Here is a 20,261-nt window from a genome sequence, read left to right as displayed (position 1 = left end):
CGCGTTAAGGATAGCGGTAATGTGTTGAAGGTTTCAAGGTTAAATTTTGATCGACTTATACTCCCTCCCCCTTTGGGCTGAGGGATCCCCACCAAATATTGCCTGCACAGACGGCCCCCTCTCCCTTGAGGGAGAGGGCTGGGGTGAGGGGGAACATACGGCTGTGGGGGGTTGTTCCTTGCTACTCTGTAACGACATGGCCTGTGAACGTGCCAGGGCGGCTCAATCGCCACCGCCATGGCGTCGCTGTAAAACCTCTACCCGCAGTATGCTTCTCATTACGGTAATTTTGCGAGCCTCTTTCCAGAAATGGTAATACCCTCAGCGACATAGCTCAAAACTGTTGCCGCCTGTTTTGATGAGCAGTAAGTTCTCTTCGCACCTGCAAAATCAGGTGCCGGGATTGGAACCCTGAATCACTTCACTGGCGACACAGGCTATGTGTCGTACGGCCTGTTGCATCTCAATGGCGGGCCGGACAGGGGCGCTGCAAAGCGCGCTGGTGTCAGTGAGGCCAGTCGTTCCAACCTTGTTCGGTTCCGCCACCAGCGAGTCTGGAACCTCCCGTGGCGGAAGATATACCACTCACTGAGGTTATTTTATGTCATTGATTAACTCTTTAATCACCCTGCCCTTCAACCATGCCACCGACTTCACCGAACTGGCGGATAACTGCGAACGTTTTACCGACGCACTGGTAGATTGCGAAGAACCCGCCCCAAAAATGGCGCTTTACGGCAGACTTTATGCCTGTCTGAATCTTCTGCAACCCACGCTTCTGGAACCTGTTCCGGACGCTTTAAAAGCCAGCCTGACCGTGAAGGAACTCCCGTCACGCGTTCCGGCTTTCGAACCCGAATGCGATCAGCTGGGGCGCTACTGTCAGGAGCTTACGCAGATGCTGATGAACGGCTCACTGCCGCGACAATCTGAAATCGTGATGGAAGATTTGCTGTGCGAGCTGGTCAGCTACTTTGCCGATACGCTGAAGGCACCGCGCTGGCTGCAGACAGACGAAGGCACAATCGCGATCGGCTAAACCTGCCGGATGGCGCTGCGCTTATCCGGCCTACAAAAGACCCATAAAAAAACCCGCCGAAGCGGGTTTTTAGCATGTGTAACAGCGGCACATCACTGCAGCAGCGAAATATCCGCTACGCGCAGGAACAGCTCGCGCAGTTTCTCGAGCATAGAGAGACGGTTAATACGCAGTTCTTTATCTTCTACGTTCACCATCACTTTCTCGAAGAAGGCGTCTATCACGTCACGCAGCTCAGCCAGCTCCACCAGCGCTTCCTGGTAGCGACCTTCCGCGAAGTAAGGCTCGACCTTGTCGCGCAGCACCACAACCTGCATCGCCAGAGCGATCTCTTCCGGCTCTTTCAGGGTCGCGGCGTTCACGCGCTCGTTCAGCGTCTCGTCGGATTTCGCCAGAATGTTGGATACGCGCTTGTTGGCCGCGGCCAGGGCAGATGCCGCTTCCAGCGTACGGAAGTGGGAAACCGCCTTCATACGCGCATCGAAATCAGCCGGACGGGTTGGACGACGCGCCAGCACCGCCTGAATGGTGTCAACGGTGTAGCCTTCGTCCTGATACCACGCGCGGAAACGACCGAGCATAAAGTCGATCACATCATCCACAACGTTCGCGTTGGTCAGCTTGTCGCCGTACAGACGCACCGCTTCTTCGGTCAGGGTCTGCAGATCGAGGTTCAGGTTCTTCTCAACGATGATACGCAGCACGCCCAGCGCAGCACGACGCAGCGCAAACGGGTCTTTGTCGCCTTTCGGATGCTGACCGATACCAAAGATACCCGCCAGGGTGTCCATCTTATCGGCAATTGCGACGGCACATGCAACCGGGTTGGACGGCAGTTCGTCACCCGCAAAGCGCGGCTGATACTGCTCGTTCAGGGCGACGGCCACGTCTTCCGCTTCGCCATCGTGACGCGCGTAGTGCATGCCCATCACGCCCTGGGTGTCGGTAAATTCGAACACCATGTTAGTCATCAGGTCGCACTTGGACAGCAGGCCTGCACGCGTCGCGTGGTTGACGTCTGCACCGATTTCACGGGCAATCCAGCCGGACAGTTCCGCAATACGGTCGGTCTTGTCGCGCAGCGTACCCAGCTGCTGCTGGAACAGCACGGTCTGCAGGCGCGGGAGATGATCTTCCAGACGCTTTTTACGGTCGGTATTGAAGAAGAACTCCGCATCTGCCAGACGTGGACGCACCACCTTCTCGTTACCGGAGATAATCTGGATCGGATCTTTCGATTCGATGTTCGCCACGAAGATGAAGTTTGGCAGCAGCTTGCCGTCGTTGGCATAGACCGGGAAGTACTTCTGGTCACCCTTCATGGTGTATACCAGCGCTTCAGCCGGAACGGCCAGGAATTTCTCTTCGAACTTCGCCGTCAGCACAACTGGCCATTCAACCAGAGAGGTGACTTCTTCCAGCAGGCTGTCGCTCAGGTCTGCGTTACCGCCAATCTTGCGCGCCGCGTCTTCCGCGTCCGCTTTGATTTTGGCTTTACGCTGCTCGTAGTCGGCAATGACCTTACCGCGCTCCAGCAGGATCTGCGGATACTGGTCGGCATTGTCGATGGTGAACTCTGGCTCGCCCATAAAGCGATGGCCGCGGATCACGCGATTGGACGCCACGCCCAGAATGGTCGCCGGGATAACGGTATCGCCCAGCAGCAGGGTCACGGTGTGCACCGGACGCACGAAGTGCACGTCAGACGCGCCCCAGCGCATCAGCTTAGGAATCGGCAGCTTCGCCAGAGACGTGGCAATCATGTCCGGCAGCAGCGCTTCAGCACTTTCGCCTTTCACGTGCGCACGATACAGCAGCCACTCGCCTTTATCCGTGGTCAGACGCTCGGCCTGATCAACGGTGATGCCGCAACCGCGCGCCCAGCCTTCAGCCGCTTTGCTCGGCTTGCCTTCCGCGTCAAACGCCTGGGCAATCGCCGGGCCACGTTTTTCGACTTCGCGATCCGGCTGAGACGCCGCCAGATTTGCCACTTTCAGCGCCAGACGGCGCGGTGCAGCAAACCACTCAATTTTACCGTGTGCCAGGCCAGCGTTATCCAGCTCGGCGGTCACGTTCGCAGCGAAAGATTCAGCCAGGCTGCGCAGGGCTTTTGGTGGCAGCTCTTCGGTGCCGATTTCCACCAGGAAAGTTTTCTCAGACATGGCCGCCTCTTATTTGTTTCGGTTGCACATCGGGAAGCCAAGGGCTTCACGGGACGCATAGTAAGCTTCTGCAACGGCTTTGGTCAGGGTACGAATACGCAGAATGTAGCGCTGACGTTCAGTCACGGAGATGGCTTTGCGGGCGTCCAGCAGGTTGAAGCTGTGGGCGGCCTTCAGAATACGCTCGTAGGCAGGCAGCGGCAGCGGTGTTTCCAGCGCCAGCAGCTGCTGCGCTTCTTTCTCATACTGCTCGAAGCAGGTGAACAGGAAGTCCACGTCCGCGTATTCGAAGTTATAGGTGGATTGCTCCACTTCGTTCTGATGGAACACGTCGCCGTAGGTGGTTTTACCCAGCGGCCCGTCGCTCCAGACCAGGTCGTAAACGCTGTCTACGCCCTGAATGTACATCGCCAGACGTTCCAGACCGTAGGTGATTTCACCGGTGATCGGCTTACATTCCAGACCGCCAACCTGCTGGAAGTAAGTGAACTGGGTCACTTCCATGCCGTTCAGCCACACTTCCCAACCCAGACCCCAGGCACCCAGCGTTGGGTTTTCCCAGTTATCTTCCACGAAACGAATGTCGTGAATGGTTGGATCCATACCCAGCTCTTTCAGCGACCCGAGGTACAGTTCCTGAATGTTGTCTGGTGATGGCTTAATCACCACCTGGAACTGATAGTAATGCTGCAGACGGTTCGGGTTCTCACCGTAACGACCATCGGTCGGACGACGGGAAGGCTGCACATACGCGGTCGCCATTGGCTCTGGCCCCAACGCGCGCAGGCTGGTCATCGGGTGTGAAGTGCCGGCGCCGACTTCCATGTCCAAAGGTTGAACAATGGTACAGCCCTGACGAGCCCAGTAATCCTGTAAGGTCAGGATCAGGCCCTGGAAGGTCTTGGTATCAAACTTTTGCATAGTATTTCGTGCTGGATACGTGTGGTTTTAAATGGAAGGGACCAGTATACCCGCTGGCTGCAAGATATACAGTACGAAACGGGGTTGTTTAGGGAAAATTGGGGAAATAAGCCTTCCGGCCAGAACGCTGACGGCGTCTGGCTGTTGATTATACGAGCAGGCTAGCGCATGGAGAGGTGTAAAAACTGACCGTCCGCATCAAACGAGCAGACAAAGCCCTCTTTGCGCGACGTATGTCCCCGCAGCTCATAGCTTCCCTGAAAACGCTCAAACCCGGTGACATCAATTTTCTGTACGTCCGAGTTATAGCGGCGAGCGGCCCGATCTTTACAGAGCGCTTCCATATTCAGTGAACGTTCCGGGCTCATTTTACCCTGCTGCGCTTTCTGCACAGGTGCTTCTTGCGGCGCGCTGCATCCCGCCAGGCTCAACAGCAGAAAGAGTGACGCCACACGCTTCATCATCATTTTTATTACCGCCCTGGTCAGTGGCTGTTATTTTTAGTATCAAAGCTTTTATAGATTACGGTCCGGCATTCTGCGAATCTCGCGGCCTCCCTACAAGCCTGCTGAATAAAACTCAGACTTTTCCAAGCGAAGACTTTTGGACAATGGCAGTCACACTCAATTTACAGGGAATACGAGGAACTGATGCAGTCAAAAATTAACTGGATTGATAACCTGCGAGGAATAGCGTGTCTGATGGTGGTCATGATCCACACGACGACCTGGTACGTCACGAATGCCCACAGCATCAGCCCCGTTAACTGGGATATCGCCAATATTCTCAACTCTGCGTCACGCGTCAGCGTGCCGCTGTTCTTTATGATTTCCGGCTTTCTCTTTTTTGGCGAGCGTAGCGCGCAGCCGCGGCACTTCATCCGCATCGCGGCCTGCCTGGGGTTCTACAGCGCCGTTGCCCTGCTCTATATCACGCTGTTCACCTCCATTAACGCCGGGCTATCGCTGAAATACGTGCTGCAAAAACCGGTGTTCTATCACCTGTGGTTCTTCTTCGCCATTATCGTTATCTATCTGGTCTCCCCGCTCATCCAGGTAAAAAACGTCAGCGGTAAAATGCTGCTGGCCCTGATGGTGGTTATCGGCATTGTCGCCAACCCGAATACGCTCTCACAGAAAATCGACGGATTTGAGTGGCTGCCGGTCAATCTCTATATCAACGGCGATACTTTTTACTACGTGCTTTACGGCATGCTGGGGCGCGCCATCGGGATGATGGACACGCAAAAACGCGGGCTGAACTGGCTCTGCGGGGCGCTGTTTATCGCTGGCGTGGCAGTGATTTCACGCGGGACGCTGCACGAATTGCAGTGGCGCGGCAATTTTGCCGATACCTGGTATCTCTATTGCGGGCCGATGGTCTTTATCTGTGCCGTTTCGCTGCTCACGCTTGCCAAAAATACCCTGAACACGCGCGCCCTTCCCGTGCTGAGTATTATCTCGCGGCACTCTCTCGGGATTTACGGTTTTCACGCGCTGGTGATCCACGCGCTGCGCACGAGAGGCGTTGAGCTAAAAAGCTGGCCGGTGCTGGATATGGTCTGGATTTTTGCCGCCACGCTGGCGATCAGCCTGCTGCTGTCGATGCTGCTGCAAAAAATAGACGTTCGCCGCTTCGTCAGCTAATGCTTCGCTGCCGGGCGCGATGGTACTGGCGCGGGGAGGAAAACCCTGCCGCCAGTGAAGCCTGCTCAACGCCGCGCCCCTGTATCAGCCACTGCTCCGCCACCGCCAGACGCAGCTGTTCCAGATAATCGCGAACGCTAATCCCTAAATGTGACTGAAAAAGCCGGGTGAGATGACGCGGGCTGACGTGCGCCAGTGCGGCAATGTCAGGCAAGCTCCACGTTTTTTGCGGGTCGGCGGTGAGCGCATCCTGCGCCCGATGAATCGCCGGGTGAAGATGATTGCGATAGCGTAGCCACGGAGAGAGCTGGGGATCGTCACCGGAACGGCGGAACCAGACCACCATTTCACGCGCTACGGTCAGCGCCTTTTCGGGGCCGCACAGGCGGTTAATCATGTGCAGCGCCAGATCGATGCCTGACGTGATCCCCGCGCTGGTCCAGATATTCTCATCCTGCACAAAGATGCGGTTTTCTTTAATCGTCGCCGTGGGGGCCGCGGTGCGTAAACGGCTAATAACGTCATGATGGGTCGTGCACTGTCGGTTGTTCAACAGGCCCGATTTCGCCGCCAGTAAGGCCCCTGAACAGACGCACATCACGGTGATTTCCTGGCGTTGGATCTGCGGCTGCAGGCGCATCAGCCAGTGCTGGATCTGCTGCGCCTGTGGCGTTGAGAACTGACTGCGGGAGTCGCTCACACCCGGCAGCACCAGCAGACTACCTGCCGGCAGACGCTCCGGCAGCGGCTGAATGCCGCTCATCGTCAGGCCAATCGACGTCTGAACGTCAGGCTGCGGGCCAATGTAATGCAGGCGAAACGCGTCGCCTGCCAGCACAAAGGTTTCTGCCGGGCCGGTCATGTCTAATGACAGCACCCCGGGCAACATCACGAACCAGACGTCGATGCGCATTACAGTGACTCCAGCGTCTCCGCTACCGTTTTAATCTCGGCAAAACGCCCGGAAAGTACCGTCTCGGTACGATGGCGAATTTCCGCTGCGCTAAGGGTTATCCCCTTGTACGTCATGGGAAACGTCAGCGTTGCCTCACTAACAAAGGTCACAGCATAACCCAGATCGGATGCCACCCGGGCGGTGGTTTCACAACATTGTTCAGTGCGAATGCCGCAGATAATCAGCTGGTTGATATCACGCTCGCGCAGCCAGCGGTCAAGCCCGGTATCCGTGAAGGCATTATGGACGTGTTTCTGGAAAACCACATCCGGCTGATGACGTAAAAAGGCCATCGGTTTGACATAGCCGCTTTCGAGGGTGAAAGGACCGTCTTCATCCACGTGAAAAATATCAACGACCGGAATATTGTGCGCCTGACAGCCTTCAATCAGCCCCAGCATCGCCTGCTGAAAGGCAGGAATTTCGTCCTCCTGCCAGTAATTGCGGTGATGGAATGACTGCTGAGTATCGATGTTGATTAATGCAATGCGTGACATGATGGTTCTCCTCGCCAGTGGGTGTGACACCATACTGGCAAGGAAATGAAGGCACGCACAGACCAAAAAAGGACATCCTCGTGCCTCTCCCGGACAAGCGTATTTACGACATCAGCGGCAGCAGCTGTTGGTAGATTTTGCGGAACACGTCGCGCCTCTCCGCGTACCGCGCATGGCGCGCCGCGTCAGGCAAATGCGCCTGTTCAAGCGTAAGCTGCGGCAACAGTTGCGAAAGCGGTTGTTCCGGATGAATGGCTATCTGCGCCAGACGCGCGGCACCGAGCGCGGGCCCGACGTCCCCCCCGGTGCGGAAATCCAGCTGCAACCCGCTGATATCAGACAGCATCTGTCGCCAGTAAGGGCTTCGCGCACCGCCGCCAATCAGGGTGACGCTCGTCGGTTTCAGGCCGCAGTCGTGCACCACGTCCATCCCGTCGGCCAGCGCATAGCCCACGCCTTCCAGAACCGCACGCGCCAGTTCTGCCGGGCCATGTTGATGGGTTAAGCCAAAGAACACCCCTTTCGCTTCCGGGTTGTTGTGCGGCGTACGCTCGCCGGAAAGATACGGTAAAAACCAGACGGTACCCGCAGCGTCATCCGCCTGCTGGGCTGTGGAAATGAGCGCCGGAACGTCGGCCATGCCGGTGAGTTTTGCCGCCCAGTCCAGGCAGGATGCCGCGCTGAGCATCACCGACATCAAATGCCATTTCCCGGGAAGGGCATGACAGAAACTGTGCACAGCGCTTTCAGGATTACTGCGATACCCGTCGCTGACGGCAAAATAGACGCCGGACGTTCCCAGCGACAGCATTGCCTGGCCCGCCTCAACCATGCCGACACCGACAGCGCCCGCCGCGTTATCGCCGCCCCCGGCCACCACCGGTACGGCAGGCATATTCCAGCGCTCAGCAACGGCTGGCAGCAGCGCGCCTGTCGCCTCACAGCCTTCGTACAGCGCGGGCATATGTTCCCGGGTCAGATGGCAGGCATCCAGCATCGCCTCGCTCCAGTCGCGCTTCGCCACGTCGAGCCACATGGTGCCCGCGGCATCGGACATGTCGCTGGCGAAATCGCCCGTCATGCGAAAACGCAGATAGTCTTTCGGCAGCAGGACTTTCGCCACCTGAAGGAAAATCTCCGGTTCGTGGCGCTGCACCCACAGCAATTTGGGCGCAGTAAAGCCGGGCATCATCAGGTTGCCGGTAATCTCGCGGGAGGCAGGCACGCGCGCCTCAAGAAGCGCGCACTCTTCCGCACAGCGGCCATCGTTCCAGAGGATCGCTGGACGCAGCACGCGATGCTGGCTGTCGAGCAGCGTAGCGCCGTGCATTTGTCCGGCAATTCCCAGCGCTTTCACGTCACGAAGGCTGTGCTGCTCACCTAAGGCTTTGATTGCGCGGTCCGTCGCCTGCCACCACTGTTCCGGATCCTGTTCCGACCACAGCGGATGCGGACGTGAAACCTGCAGCGTTTCCGTCTGCGTTGCTAACACGTCGCCCTGCTCGCTCAACAGGATGGCTTTCACACCCGATGTGCCAAGATCGATCCCGATATACATTACGGTGACTCCTTTAACAGAAATGCCCGGTGGCGCTAACGCTTACCGGGCCTACGTGCATCTTCAGCTCAATTACTTATCAAACAGATAGTGGTTTACGAGATTTTCCAGCAGTTCCTGATGCCCGCTCTGGTGCTGCGGCGCCAGCTGATGTTGTTCAGCGTACTTCGCGATTTCCGCAAGTGATAACTGCCCTTTCAAAATTTGCTGGCCCAGCTCACTGTTCCAGCCGCTGTAACGCTTCGCTACGCGTTTATCCAGCTCGCCGTCTTCAATCATTCGAGCCGCCACTTTCAGCGCCAGCGCCATGGTGTCCATCGCGCCAATGTGGCCGTAGAACAGATCGTATTTGTCAGTGCTCTGACGACGCACCTTGGCGTCAAAGTTCAGGCCGCCGGTGGTGAAACCGCCCGCTTTGATGATTTCATACATCACCAGCGCATTCTCTTCCACGCTGTTCGGGAACTGGTCGGTGTCCCAGCCCAGCTGTGCATCGCCGCGGTTCGCATCGACAGAGCCGAAAATGCCCAGCGCAATCGCAGACGCGATCTCGTGATGGAAAGAGTGGCCCGCCAGCGTGGCGTGGTTGGCCTCAATGTTCACTTTAATCTCTTTTTCCAGACCGAACTGCTTCAGGAAGCCATACACCGTCGCCACGTCGTAGTCGTACTGGTGCTTGGTTGGTTCCTGCGGCTTCGGCTCGATCAGCAGCGTGCCGCGGAAGCCGATTTTGTGCTTATGGTCGACAACCATCTGCATAAAGCGGCCAATTTGTTCGCGCTCCTGGCGCAGGTCGGTGTTGAGCAGGGTTTCATAGCCTTCACGGCCCCCCCACAGAACATAGTTCTCGCCACCCAGTTGATGCGTAGCGTTCATTGCCGTCACCACCTGCGTGGCTGCCCAGCTAAACACTTCCGGATCCGGATTGGTTGCCGCGCCCGCGCCGTAGCGTGGGTTGGTGAAGCAGTTTGCCGTGCCCCAGAGCAGCTTCACGCCACTTTGCTGCTGTTTCGCCGCCAGTACATCCACCATCTGCGCAAAATTATTCAGATACTCTTTCAGCGACGCGCCTTCTGGCGACACGTCCACGTCATGGAAGCAGTAGTACGGCACGTTTAGCTTGTGGAAGAACTCAAACGCCACATCGGCTTTGCGCTTTGCCAGCTCAATGGCCTCACCCGGCTGCTGCCACGGGCGGTCAAAGGAACCCACGCCGAACATATCGGCGCCATTCCAGCAGAAGGTATGCCAGTAACAGGCGGCAAAGCGCAGATGATCTTCCATGCGCTTACCCAGCACCAGCTCATCCGGGTTGTAGTGACGAAATGCTAAAGGATTGGTCGTTTTTGGGCCTTCGTAACGAACACGATCGAGTTGGTCGAAATAAGCTTGCATATTGAGCTCCATAATCAGGGTATGCGGCGAGTCGTTGATACAGGAGTAATAGTGAATAGACATTTTGGGTTGCTCAATTACGTTATTTCACACTGCTATTGAGAGAATGCACAACTGTGCGCTGGCTCGCAAAATAATGCGCAGAAAAACTATTTTTCGGCGCGTATTCCAGAATCAAATGTAATTAAGACGTTACGTATTTTAAAATCCGATCGCGGTCATAAATTCAGAAATAAACCAAATATCATAATGAGAAGATAAAAATCTGTAATTGCCAGCCCGCCTTTCCGCGTTAAAAATTTGCTGCGTCTCAGTAGTGAATGTTTCTTTTATCTCAGCAACACATACCCCTACAAAAAGGCCTAATAATTATGAAGATAAAGAACCTGACTCTAACGCTCTGCACTACGCTTCTCCTTGCAAGCTTTGCAGGACATGCCAAAGAGGTCAAAATTGGCATGGCGATTGACGACCTGCGCCTGGAGCGCTGGCAAAAAGATCGCGATATTTTTGTGAAGAAAGCAGAATCCCTCGGCGCCAGCGTGTTTGTTCAGTCGGCTAACGGCAACGAAGAAACACAAATGTCGCAGATCGAGAATATGATCAACCGTGGCGTCGATGTTCTGGTCATTATCCCCTATAACGGCCAGGTATTAAGTAACGTGGTGAAAGAAGCCAAACAGGAAGGCATAAAAGTCCTGGCCTATGACCGCATGATTAATAATGCGGATATTGATTATTATATTTCGTTCGACAATGAAAAAGTTGGGGAATTACAGGCGCAAAGCCTGATCGACAAAGTGCCTCAGGGCAATTATTTCCTGATGGGCGGCTCTCCGGTAGATAACAACGCCAAACTGTTCCGCGAAGGGCAAATGAAAGTCCTTAAGCCGTATATCGACAACGGGAAAATTAAAGTGGTTGGCGATCAGTGGGCCGACGGCTGGCTGCCAGAAAACGCGCTGAAAATTATGGAAAACGCGCTGACGGCCAACAACAACAAAATTGATGCGGTTGTGGCCTCCAACGATGCCACTGCAGGCGGGGCTATCCAGGCCCTGAGCGCACAGGGGCTGGCCGGAAAAGTCGCCATTTCAGGACAGGATGCCGATCTCGCTGGCGTAAAACGCATTATCGCAGGCACCCAAACCATGACGGTCTACAAACCGATTACCCAGCTGGCCAATACGGCGGCGGAAATCGCCGTGGAGCTGGGCAATGGCAAACAACCTAAAGCAGACGCAACGCTGAATAACGGCCTGAAAGACGTTCCGGCTCGCCTGCTCACGCCGATTGAAGTCAATAAAGAGAACATTGACGCCACCGTGGTTAAAGACGGTTTCCACAAGAAGAGCGAACTGTAATCCGGCGCGGCCCCTGCTCTGCGGGGGCGCATCACGTTGTACTGTTCTTCCCTCGGGTTATGTGGAGCGGTTATGCCCTATTTACTTGAAATGAAAAGCATCACCAAGCGCTTCGGCACGGTGAAAGCCGTCGACAACGTTAGCCTCCGGTTGAACCCCGGCGAAGTGGTTTCACTGTGCGGCGAGAACGGCTCGGGCAAGTCGACGCTGATGAAAGTGCTGTGCGGGATCTACCCACACGGCAGCTACGAAGGCGAAATCGTCTTTGCCGGTGAAGTGATTCAGGCGACACACATCCGCGATACCGAACGCAAAGGCATCGCCATCATCCACCAGGAGCTGGCGCTGGTGAAGCATCTCACCGTGCTGGAGAACATCTTTCTCGGTGCCGAAATTTCCCACCGCGGCGTGCTGGATTACGACACCATGACGCTCCGCTGCGAAAAGCTGCTGGCGCAGGTGAGCCTCAACATTTCACCGGATACCCGCGTGGGGGATCTGGGCCTGGGTCAACAGCAGCTGGTCGAAATAGCGAAGGCGCTAAATAAACAGGTCAGGCTGCTGATCCTTGATGAGCCAACGGCCTCGCTCACCGAACAGGAAACCGCGGTTCTGCTCAACATCATCCACGATCTGCAAAACCACGGCATCGCCTGTATCTATATTTCGCACAAGCTGAACGAGGTCAAAGCCATTTCGGACACCATCTGCGTGATCCGCGACGGGCAGCACATCGGCACGCGTGAAGCCGCCGGCATGAGTGAAGATGACATCATCACCATGATGGTGGGCCGCGAGCTGACGGCGCTCTACCCGAATGAGCCTCACGCTAAGGGCGATGAAGTGCTGCGCGTGGAAAACTTGACCGCGTGGCACCCCGTTAACCGCCACATCAAGCGCGTCAATAACGTCTCGTTTTCTCTTCACAGCGGTGAAATTCTTGGGATTGCCGGCCTCGTCGGTGCCGGGCGCACCGAAGCCGTACAGTGCCTGTTTGGCGTGTGGCCGGGGCGCTGGGAGGGCACGGTTTATATCGACGGCCAGCCGGTGAAAATCGACAACTGCCAGCAGGCGATTGCCCACGGCATTGCCATGGTGCCGGAAGATCGTAAGAAAGACGGCATCGTACCGGTGATGGGGGTGGGTAAAAACATTACGCTTGCGGCACTCGATCGCTTCTCCGGCGCGCTGAGCAGCCTGGACGACGCCGCCGAGCAGCAGTGCATCCTCCAGTCGCTTGCCCGGCTGAAGGTCAAAACCTCCTCGCCGGAACTGGCGATTGGCCGTCTGAGCGGGGGAAACCAGCAGAAGGCAATTCTGGCGCGCTGCCTGCTTCTCAATCCACGCATATTAATCCTTGATGAGCCAACGCGCGGGATTGATATCGGTGCCAAATATGAAATCTACAAACTGATTAATCAGCTTGTACAGCAAGGGATTGCCGTCATTGTCATTTCGTCTGAGTTACCCGAAGTGCTCGGCCTGAGCGACCGTGTGCTGGTCATGCACGAGGGAAAACTGAAAGCCAACCTGATTAACCAGAACCTGACGCAGGAGCAGGTGATGGAAGCCGCTTTAAGGAGCGAACGTCATGTCGAAAAGCAATCCGTCTGATATCAAAGTCGCTGTTCCGACGCCCGGTGCGTTCGCGGGCTTAAAAGCGCTTAACCTGCAGGTTTTCGTGATGATCGCGGCCATTATCGTCATCATGCTCTTCTTTACCTGGATGACCGATGGCTCGTACTTAAGCGCACGTAACGTCTCTAACCTGCTCCGCCAGACCGCCATCACCGGCATTCTGGCCGTGGGCATGGTGTTCGTGATTATCTCCGCGGAGATCGATCTGTCGGTCGGGTCGATGATGGGCCTACTCGGCGGCGTGGCGGCGATTTTTGACGTCTGGCTCGGCTGGCCACTGCCGCTGACCGTGGCGGTCACGCTGGTGCTGGGTCTGGTACTGGGAGCCTGGAACGGCTGGTGGGTTGCCTACCGTAAGGTGCCATCGTTCATTGTCACCCTGGCGGGGATGCTGGCCTTTCGCGGGATCTTAATCGGCATCACTAACGGCACCACCGTCTCCCCGACCAGTGCAGCCATGTCGCAGATTGGCCAGAGTTACCTCTCGGATACCGTGGGCTTTACCCTCGGTGTGGTGGGGTTGCTGGGGTTTGTCGCGTGGCAGTGGCGTGGACGCATGCGCCGTCAGGCGCTGGGGCTGGCTTCTCCAGCGTCAACGTCGGTAGTGGGGCGTCAGGCGCTCACGGCGGTCATTGTGCTGGGCGCCATCTGGCTTTTAAACGACTATCGCGGCGTTCCGACCCCCGTCCTGCTGCTGGCGCTTTTACTGCTGGCCGGTATGTTTATGGCGACGCGCACCGCGTTTGGCCGCCGTATTTATGCCATAGGCGGCAACCTTGAAGCTGCCCGCCTCTCAGGTATCAATGTCGAACGTACCAAGCTGGCGGTTTTCGCCATTAACGGCCTGATGGTCGCTATCGCCGGGCTGATCCTCAGCTCGCGTCTGGGCGCCGGCTCGCCCTCCGCCGGTAACATCGCCGAGCTGGATGCTATCGCCGCCTGCGTCATTGGCGGCACCAGCCTCGCAGGGGGTATCGGGAGCGTGGCGGGCGCGGTCATGGGGGCATTTATCATGGCGTCGTTGGATAACGGGATGAGTATGATGGACGTCCCGACGTTTTGGCAGTATATCGTCAAGGGGGCCATTCTTTTACTGGCAGTCTGGATGGATTCGGCCACCAAGCGACGGGCCTGATAACCGTATTGTGACTTAATTGGGAAGTGAGCCATGTTTGAAAAGCGTCACCGCATTACGTTGTTATTCAATGCCAATAAGGCCTACGACCGTCAGGTGGTGGAAGGCGTTGGTGAATATTTGCAGGCGTCGCAATCCGAATGGGATATTTTTATTGAAGAAGATTTTCGCACCCGTCTGGAGAACATTAAAGACTGGCTGGGCGATGGCGTCATCGCCGATTATGACGATCCCGTCATCGAACAGCTGCTGACCGACGTCGACGTCCCGATAGTGGGCGTCGGCGGCTCCTACCATTCGCCCGAACACTATCCGCCGGTCCACTACATTGCCACCGATAACCATGCCCTGGTCGAGGCCGCCTTTCTTCATTTAAAAGAGAAAGGCGTCCATCGCTTCGCGTTTTATGGGTTACCAGCCACCAGCGGCAAGCGCTGGGCCGTCGAACGCGAGCACGCGTTTTGCCAGCTGGTCGCGCAGGAGAAATACCGTGGCGTGGTCTATCAGGGGCTGGAGACCGCGCCGGAAAACTGGCAGCACGCGCAAAACCGCCTGGCGGACTGGCTGCAAACGCTGCCGCCCCAAACCGGTATTATCGCCGTGACGGACGCTCGCGCGCGGCACGTGCTGCAGGTCTGCGAACATTTACACATTCCGGTGCCCGAAAAGCTGTGCGTGATTGGCATTGATAACGAAGAACTGACCCGCTATCTGTCTCGCGTGGCGCTCTCCTCCGTTGCTCAGGGCACGCGTCAGATGGGCTATCAGGCGGCGAAGCTGCTGCATCGTCTGCTCGATAAAGAATCTCTGCCGCTTCAGCGTTTGCTCGTGCCTCCTGTCCGCGTCGTGGAACGTCGCTCAACCGATTATCGCTCCTTAAGCGACCCGGCCGTCATTCAGGCCATGCACTACATTCGCAACCACGCCTGCAAAGGGATAAAGGTCGATCAGGTGCTGGATTCGGTGGGCATTTCGCGTTCGAATCTGGAGAAGCGTTTTAAAGAAGAGGTGGGCGAAACCATTCATGCCGTCATCCATGCTGAAAAGCTGGAGAAAGCACGCAGCCTGCTCATTTCCACGTCGCTGTCGATCAACGAAATCTCGCAGATGTGCGGTTACCCGTCTCTGCAATACTTCTATTCGGTGTTCCGCAAAGAGTATGACACCACGCCGAAGGAGTATCGGGATCGCCACAGCGAGGTGTTGATATAGAAAAGAAAACGCCTTCCAGTGGAAGGCGTTTTTTCGAGATTACATATGGGCGGCGATTAAGCGCTGGTTATCCTGGTACATTGCGAACAGATAGTTGTTATAGCTCTGTCCCTTTGTCGAATAACCTTTCAGCTTGTGGATCATCGTACTGGCCGTCACTTCCTGGTCCGCTTTACGCAGCTGAGCGCGTGATTTACGGAACGATGAGTAGGCCGGATGCGTGTTCAGATTCACCACATAGGCGCTGACGGAATCTTTCACAGATTCAAACTGCGAATAGCCTTTCACCTTGCCAGGGGCATTATTACAACGACCTTTCACACATTTCATGCCGAAAAGGTTGTTGTTGCTACGCGCAAGCTTAGAAGTCCCCCAGCCGCTTTCGGCAGCAGCCATGGTCGCAACCATGCTGCCCGGGATGATATCTACACGCTCAAGGAGAGCATTCCACGGCACACGACGGGTGTTACCGTTCCAGCTCAGCTTGTAGCGCTTCGTGATATCTTTCAGACGCGCGCGCTCTGACGGCGACCAGCGGCTATCGTACTGCTTGGAAATCAGCCAGTTACGATCCGCAGTAATCGCGGCATTTTGACTCGTGATGTAAGGCATTACCGTCCGGAGAAACGCTTTTTTCCTTGGTGTTCCGGAAGGGTATTTTCGCAAATCAGGAAGTGAACTACTCTTTGCACTATTGCGAGAATACTCTTGTTTACTGCTAACCTTACTACTTGTCGTCTTTATTACGTGGGCTTTCTTACTCGTTGTATCCGTGTGCGTCTTCGCAAGCACCTCACCCGAAAATGCCGTGGTGAGTAACATGAGTATCGCAGCCCCATATCGTCGAATGGGAGTCGATATCATTAGGTCTCCTGGTCGGATGTAATCATCCCAACACCTTATTTTTTTCACAAATTTGAGAGCGGAATCTCAAATCATATCAAAAATAGACTTCAAGAGCACGTATAGAAATAGTCCAATTCCGAAACTATGTCACCTGAAACTTGCTCATAAAAACATCATTCCACAAAAACTGTGTGCGCTATCGCAGATAACTACCTAATTTTGCGCGAGATCACTCATCCTCACGCTTCCTCCCGGCAGAAAGCGGCAGGGGATGAGTTTTTGCCCCTCGCCTGATGGCACACTGGTCAAAAATGCCGCGACAGGAAAAAGGAATGAAACGTACCGCATTAGCCTTTCTGATGTTACCCGCACTGGCGCATGCCGACTGGTCATCGCCGGGGTTTAGCGCATTTAGCGCCGAAGGCACCGGGGTCTTCACCAGCCAGGCAAAGCTTGCGAAGGGTACGCGTCCTCTGACGCTGAGTTTTGACAAGACGTGCTGGCAGCCTGCGGACGCGATAAAACTCAATGAGATGCTGTCGCTCAAGCCCTGTGACGGCACGCCGCCGCAGTGGCGTCTTTTCCGCGACGGTGACTACCAGATGCGGATTGATACCCGCTCCGGCACGCCCACCCTGCTGCTGACGATTCAGAGTGCCGCAGAACAGCCGGTTGCAAACGTCATCCGCCAGTGTCCGAAGTGGGACGGTAAACCGCTGTCGCTGGACGTCAGCAGTACCTTCCCGGAAGGCTCCGTGGTGCGCGACTACTACAGTAAACAGACGGCGACGGTGCAGAATGGAAAAATAACCCTGCAGCCAGCCGCCAGCAGTAACGGCCTGCTGCTGCTTGAGCGCGCCGAAACCGACAAGCCTGCGCCGTTTAGCTGGCAAAACGCCACCGTCTATTTTGTGCTAACCGACCGTTATGTGAATGGTGACCCTGGCAACGACAACAGCTACGGTCGTCATAAAGACGGTATGCAGGAGATTGGCACCTTCCACGGCGGGGATCTCAGAGGACTTGCCGGCAAGCTCGATTATTTAAAGCGGCTGGGAGTGAATGCGCTCTGGATAAGCTCCCCGCTTGAGCAGATCCACGGCTGGGTAGGCGGTGGCACAAAAGGGGATTTCCCGCATTACGCCTATCACGGCTACTACACCCAGGACTGGACGAAGCTCGACGCCAACATGGGAACCGAAGATGATTTACGCCATCTTGTCGACGAAGCGCACAAGCGCGGGATCCGCGTTCTGTTTGATATCGTCATGAACCACGTTGGCTATGCCACGCTGGCAGACATGCAGGAATTTCAGTTTGGTGCCCTGTACCTTCAGGGTGATGAGCTGAAAAAGACGCTGGGAGAACGCTGGACGGACTGGAAGCCGGGCGCGGGCCAAAGCTGGCACAGCTTTAACGACTACATCAACTTCAGCGACAAAGCCGCATGGGAGAAATGGTGGGGCAAAAAATGGATCCGCACGGACATCGGCGATTACGACAACCCCGGCTTCGACGATTTGACCATGTCGCTGGCATTTCTGCCGGATCTGAAAACGGAATCCACGACGCCTTCCGGATTGCCAAACTTTTACCAACACAAGCCCGACACCCACACGAAGGCCATCCCCGGATATACCCCGCGAGATTATCTGACCCACTGGCTCAGCCAGTGGGTACGTGACTACGGCATCGACGGTTTCCGGGTGGATACGGCGAAACACGTTGAGCTTGCGGCCTGGCAACAGCTTAAAGACCAGGCAAGCCAGGCGCTGGCCGCCTGGAAAGGGGCGAACCCGGACAAAAAGCTCGACAACGCACCGTTCTGGATGACCGGGGAATCCTGGGGCCACGGGGTGATGCAAAGCGATTATTACCGCCACGGTTTTGATGCGATGATCAACTTTGACTATCAGGAGCAGGCGGCAAAAGCGGTGGATTGCCTGGCCGATATGGATCTCACCTGGCAGCAGATGGCGGAAAAGCTGCAAAGCTTCAACGTGCTGAGCTATCTCTCATCACACGATACGCGTCTGTTCCGCGAAGGAGGCCAGCGCGCGGCGGAGCTGCTTCTGCTGGCTCCGGGCAGCGTACAAATCTATTACGGTGATGAATCCGAGCGTCCGTTCGGTCCGACGGGTTCTGATCCATTACAGGGCACCCGGTCAGATATGAACTGGCAGGACGTCACGGGCAAGCAGGCCCTAACCGTCGCCCACTGGCAAACGCTGGGCCAGTTCCGCGCCCGCCACCCGGCGATTGGTGAAGGCAAACAAACCACGCTGTCGCTGAACGAGGGGTATGGATTCGTGCGCGAGCATAATGGCGATAAGGTGATGGTGGTATGGGCAGGTAATCAATAACGGCACACTCCAGTTCCCTCTCCCTGTGGGAGAGGGTTAGGGTGAGGGGAAACCCACCAGAACTATTCACTACACAAATACACTTCCGCCCTATAAAACAACAAATCCGACCACATCACCCGATTTGCACCAGCACGGTGCTAGCGTTATGGTTACCCACTTTCAAAATAAGCTCGACAGATCACCTGCTATGACGTTTTCACTTTTCGGCGACAAATTTACCCGCCATTCAGGCATTACTCGCCTGATGGAGGATCTCAACGACGGGCTGCGCACACCGGGCGCAATCATGCTCGGCGGCGGAAACCCGGCTCAAATCCCGGAGATGAATACCTATTTCCAGACGCTGCTCGCTCAGATGCTGGAAAGCGGCAAAGCAACCGATGCGCTTTGCAATTACGACGGCCCGCAGGGTAAAACCGAACTGCTGGCACTCCTCGCCGAAATGCTGCGTGACGAGCTGGGTTGGGATATCGAACCACAGAATATTGCACTGACAAACGGCAGTCAGAGCGCGTTTTTCTACTTGTTTAACCTGTTCGCAGGGCGTCGCGCCGACGGCACTACCAAAAAAGTGCTGTTCCCGCTGGCACCGGAGTATATCGGCTACGCTGATTCCGGCCTGGAAGAGGATCTGTTCGTCTCTGCGCGCCCGAACATCGAGCTGCTGCCGGAAGGCCAGTTCAAATATCACGTCGATTTTGAACACCTGCATATTGGTGAAGAGACGGGCATGATCTGCGTATCGCGCCCGACTAACCCAACGGGCAACGTGATCACCGACGACGAACTGATGAAGCTGGATGCGCTGGCGAATCAGCACGGCATTCCGCTGGTGATCGATAACGCCTACGGCGTGCCGTTCCCGGGCATTATCTTCAGCGAAGCACGACCGCTGTGGAACCCGAACATTGTCCTATGCATGAGCCTCTCTAAGCTGGGTCTGCCGGGCAGCCGCTGCGGCATCATCATCGCCAACGAGAAAATCATCACCGCCATTACCAATATGAACGGCATTATCAGCCTTTCACCGGGCGGCATTGGCCCGGCGATGATGTGTGAAATGATTAAGCGCAACGACCTGCTGCGTCTGTCGAATGACGTGATCAAGCCATTCTATTACCAGCGCGTTCAGGAGACGATTGCGATACTTCGCCGCTATTTGCCGGAAGAACGCTGCCTGATCCACAAACCAGAAGGAGCAATTTTCCTGTGGCTGTGGTTTAAGGATTTGCCTGTCACCACCGAACTGCTCTACCAGCGCCTGAAAAAGCGCGGCGTTCTGATGGTACCGGGCGATTATTTCTTCCCGGGACTGGATAAGCCGTGGCCGCATACGCACCAGTGCATGCGCATGAACTACGTACCCGATCCGGAAAAAATCGAAGCGGGTGTTAAAATTCTCGCCGAAGAAATTGAAAAAGCCTGGCGCGAAGGCAATTGTTAAATATTAAGGCTCTTCGGATGAAGAGCCTTATTTTTATCGTGATCTATATATTTTATAAAGGATATATCCTTCAGCTTTATTGC

The 20,261-nt window shown here is 55.8% G+C and carries 16 protein-coding genes; 8 read left to right on the top strand and 8 right to left on the bottom strand.

What is annotated here, in order from left to right; all coding sequences use genetic code 11:
* The first annotated feature begins 601 nt into the window (after positions 1 to 601).
* A complete protein-coding gene (locus HB664_RS04200) occupies positions 602 to 1,039 on the top strand; it encodes a hypothetical protein (protein ID WP_064673788.1) in 438 nt (145 codons plus the stop codon).
* A 92-nt stretch (positions 1,040 to 1,131) separates the two neighbouring features.
* Here HB664_RS04200 and glyS read toward each other — a convergent pair whose 3' ends face one another.
* The 3 genes from glyS to HB664_RS04185 form a co-directional block, all read right to left on the bottom strand.
* Positions 1,132 to 3,201, bottom strand: coding sequence for a glycine--tRNA ligase subunit beta (glyS, locus tag HB664_RS04195; protein ID WP_219940395.1), 2,070 nt, complete (start codon positions 3,199 to 3,201; stop codon positions 1,132 to 1,134).
* 9 nt (positions 3,202 to 3,210) lie between these two features.
* A complete protein-coding gene (gene glyQ / locus HB664_RS04190) occupies positions 3,211 to 4,122 on the bottom strand; it encodes a glycine--tRNA ligase subunit alpha (protein WP_003860141.1) in 912 nt (303 codons plus the stop codon).
* A gap of 161 nt (positions 4,123 to 4,283) precedes the next feature.
* Positions 4,284 to 4,589 (bottom strand): YsaB family lipoprotein, encoded by a 306-nt coding sequence (locus HB664_RS04185; RefSeq protein ID WP_033147005.1) that lies wholly within the window; start codon positions 4,587 to 4,589, stop codon positions 4,284 to 4,286.
* 183 nt (positions 4,590 to 4,772) lie between these two features.
* Here HB664_RS04185 and HB664_RS04180 point away from each other — a divergent pair, with 183 nt between their 5' ends.
* Positions 4,773 to 5,768: an acyltransferase gene (locus tag HB664_RS04180; RefSeq protein WP_033147006.1), complete on the top strand. Its 996-nt coding sequence runs from the start codon at positions 4,773 to 4,775 to the stop codon at positions 5,766 to 5,768.
* Here the strand turns inward: HB664_RS04180 and HB664_RS04175 are convergent.
* The 4 genes from HB664_RS04175 to xylA all read right to left on the bottom strand — a co-directional run bounded on the left by HB664_RS04175 (position 5,761) and on the right by xylA (position 10,173).
* Entirely contained in the window at positions 5,761 to 6,681 is a 921-nt protein-coding gene (locus HB664_RS04175) for a GlxA family transcriptional regulator (RefSeq protein ID WP_219940394.1), read from the bottom strand. The two genes, HB664_RS04180 and HB664_RS04175, sit on opposite strands and share 8 nt — an antisense overlap.
* Complete coding sequence (locus tag HB664_RS04170) at positions 6,681 to 7,220, bottom strand: isochorismatase family protein (protein ID WP_094935101.1); 540 nt, start codon at positions 7,218 to 7,220, stop codon at positions 6,681 to 6,683. The genes HB664_RS04175 and HB664_RS04170 overlap by 1 nt, the downstream gene beginning before the upstream one ends.
* 103 nt (positions 7,221 to 7,323) lie before the next feature.
* A complete protein-coding gene (gene xylB, locus HB664_RS04165) occupies positions 7,324 to 8,778 on the bottom strand; it encodes a xylulokinase (protein ID WP_219940393.1) in 1,455 nt (484 codons plus the stop codon).
* Between the two features lie 72 nt (positions 8,779 to 8,850).
* Positions 8,851 to 10,173 (bottom strand): xylose isomerase, encoded by a 1,323-nt coding sequence (gene xylA / locus HB664_RS04160; protein ID WP_123138914.1) that lies wholly within the window; start codon positions 10,171 to 10,173, stop codon positions 8,851 to 8,853.
* Between the two features lie 371 nt (positions 10,174 to 10,544).
* Between xylA and xylF the strand changes: the two genes are divergently transcribed.
* The 4 genes from xylF to xylR all read left to right on the top strand — a co-directional run bounded on the left by xylF (position 10,545) and on the right by xylR (position 15,522).
* A complete protein-coding gene (gene xylF / locus HB664_RS04155) occupies positions 10,545 to 11,537 on the top strand; it encodes a D-xylose ABC transporter substrate-binding protein (RefSeq protein WP_032650791.1) in 993 nt (330 codons plus the stop codon).
* A 72-nt stretch (positions 11,538 to 11,609) separates the two neighbouring features.
* Positions 11,610 to 13,151 (top strand): xylose ABC transporter ATP-binding protein, encoded by a 1,542-nt coding sequence (locus tag HB664_RS04150; RefSeq protein WP_033147010.1) that lies wholly within the window; start codon positions 11,610 to 11,612, stop codon positions 13,149 to 13,151.
* Entirely contained in the window at positions 13,129 to 14,310 is a 1,182-nt protein-coding gene (gene xylH / locus HB664_RS04145; RefSeq protein WP_033147011.1) for a xylose ABC transporter permease XylH, read from the top strand. The genes HB664_RS04150 and xylH overlap by 23 nt, the downstream gene beginning before the upstream one ends.
* A 33-nt stretch (positions 14,311 to 14,343) precedes the next feature.
* Entirely contained in the window at positions 14,344 to 15,522 is a 1,179-nt protein-coding gene (xylR, locus tag HB664_RS04140) for a D-xylose utilization transcriptional activator XylR (RefSeq protein ID WP_021242460.1), read from the top strand.
* 39 nt (positions 15,523 to 15,561) lie between these two features.
* Here the strand turns inward: xylR and HB664_RS04135 are convergent, their stop codons facing one another.
* Positions 15,562 to 16,386 (bottom strand): protein bax, encoded by an 825-nt coding sequence (locus HB664_RS04135; protein ID WP_032661838.1) that lies wholly within the window; start codon positions 16,384 to 16,386, stop codon positions 15,562 to 15,564.
* Positions 16,387 to 16,700: 314 nt separating this feature from the next.
* On the opposite strand from HB664_RS04135, the gene HB664_RS04130 reads away from it, so the two are divergent.
* Positions 16,701 to 18,731, top strand: a complete 2,031-nt coding sequence (locus HB664_RS04130) for an alpha-amylase (RefSeq protein ID WP_219940392.1) — start codon at positions 16,701 to 16,703, stop codon at positions 18,729 to 18,731.
* Positions 18,732 to 18,921: 190 nt separating this feature from the next.
* Positions 18,922 to 20,178: a valine--pyruvate transaminase gene (avtA, locus tag HB664_RS04125; protein WP_033147014.1), complete on the top strand. Its 1,257-nt coding sequence runs from the start codon at positions 18,922 to 18,924 to the stop codon at positions 20,176 to 20,178.
* Positions 20,179 to 20,261 lie beyond the last annotated feature (83 nt).

The sequence above is a fragment of the Enterobacter sp. DNB-S2 genome (assembly GCF_019443845.1).
GTDB classification, from domain to species: Bacteria; Pseudomonadota; Gammaproteobacteria; order Enterobacterales; family Enterobacteriaceae; genus Enterobacter; species Enterobacter asburiae_B.
The sequence above is the reverse complement of the archived record's forward strand: the minus strand, read 5'-3'. Positions and strand labels throughout refer to the sequence as shown.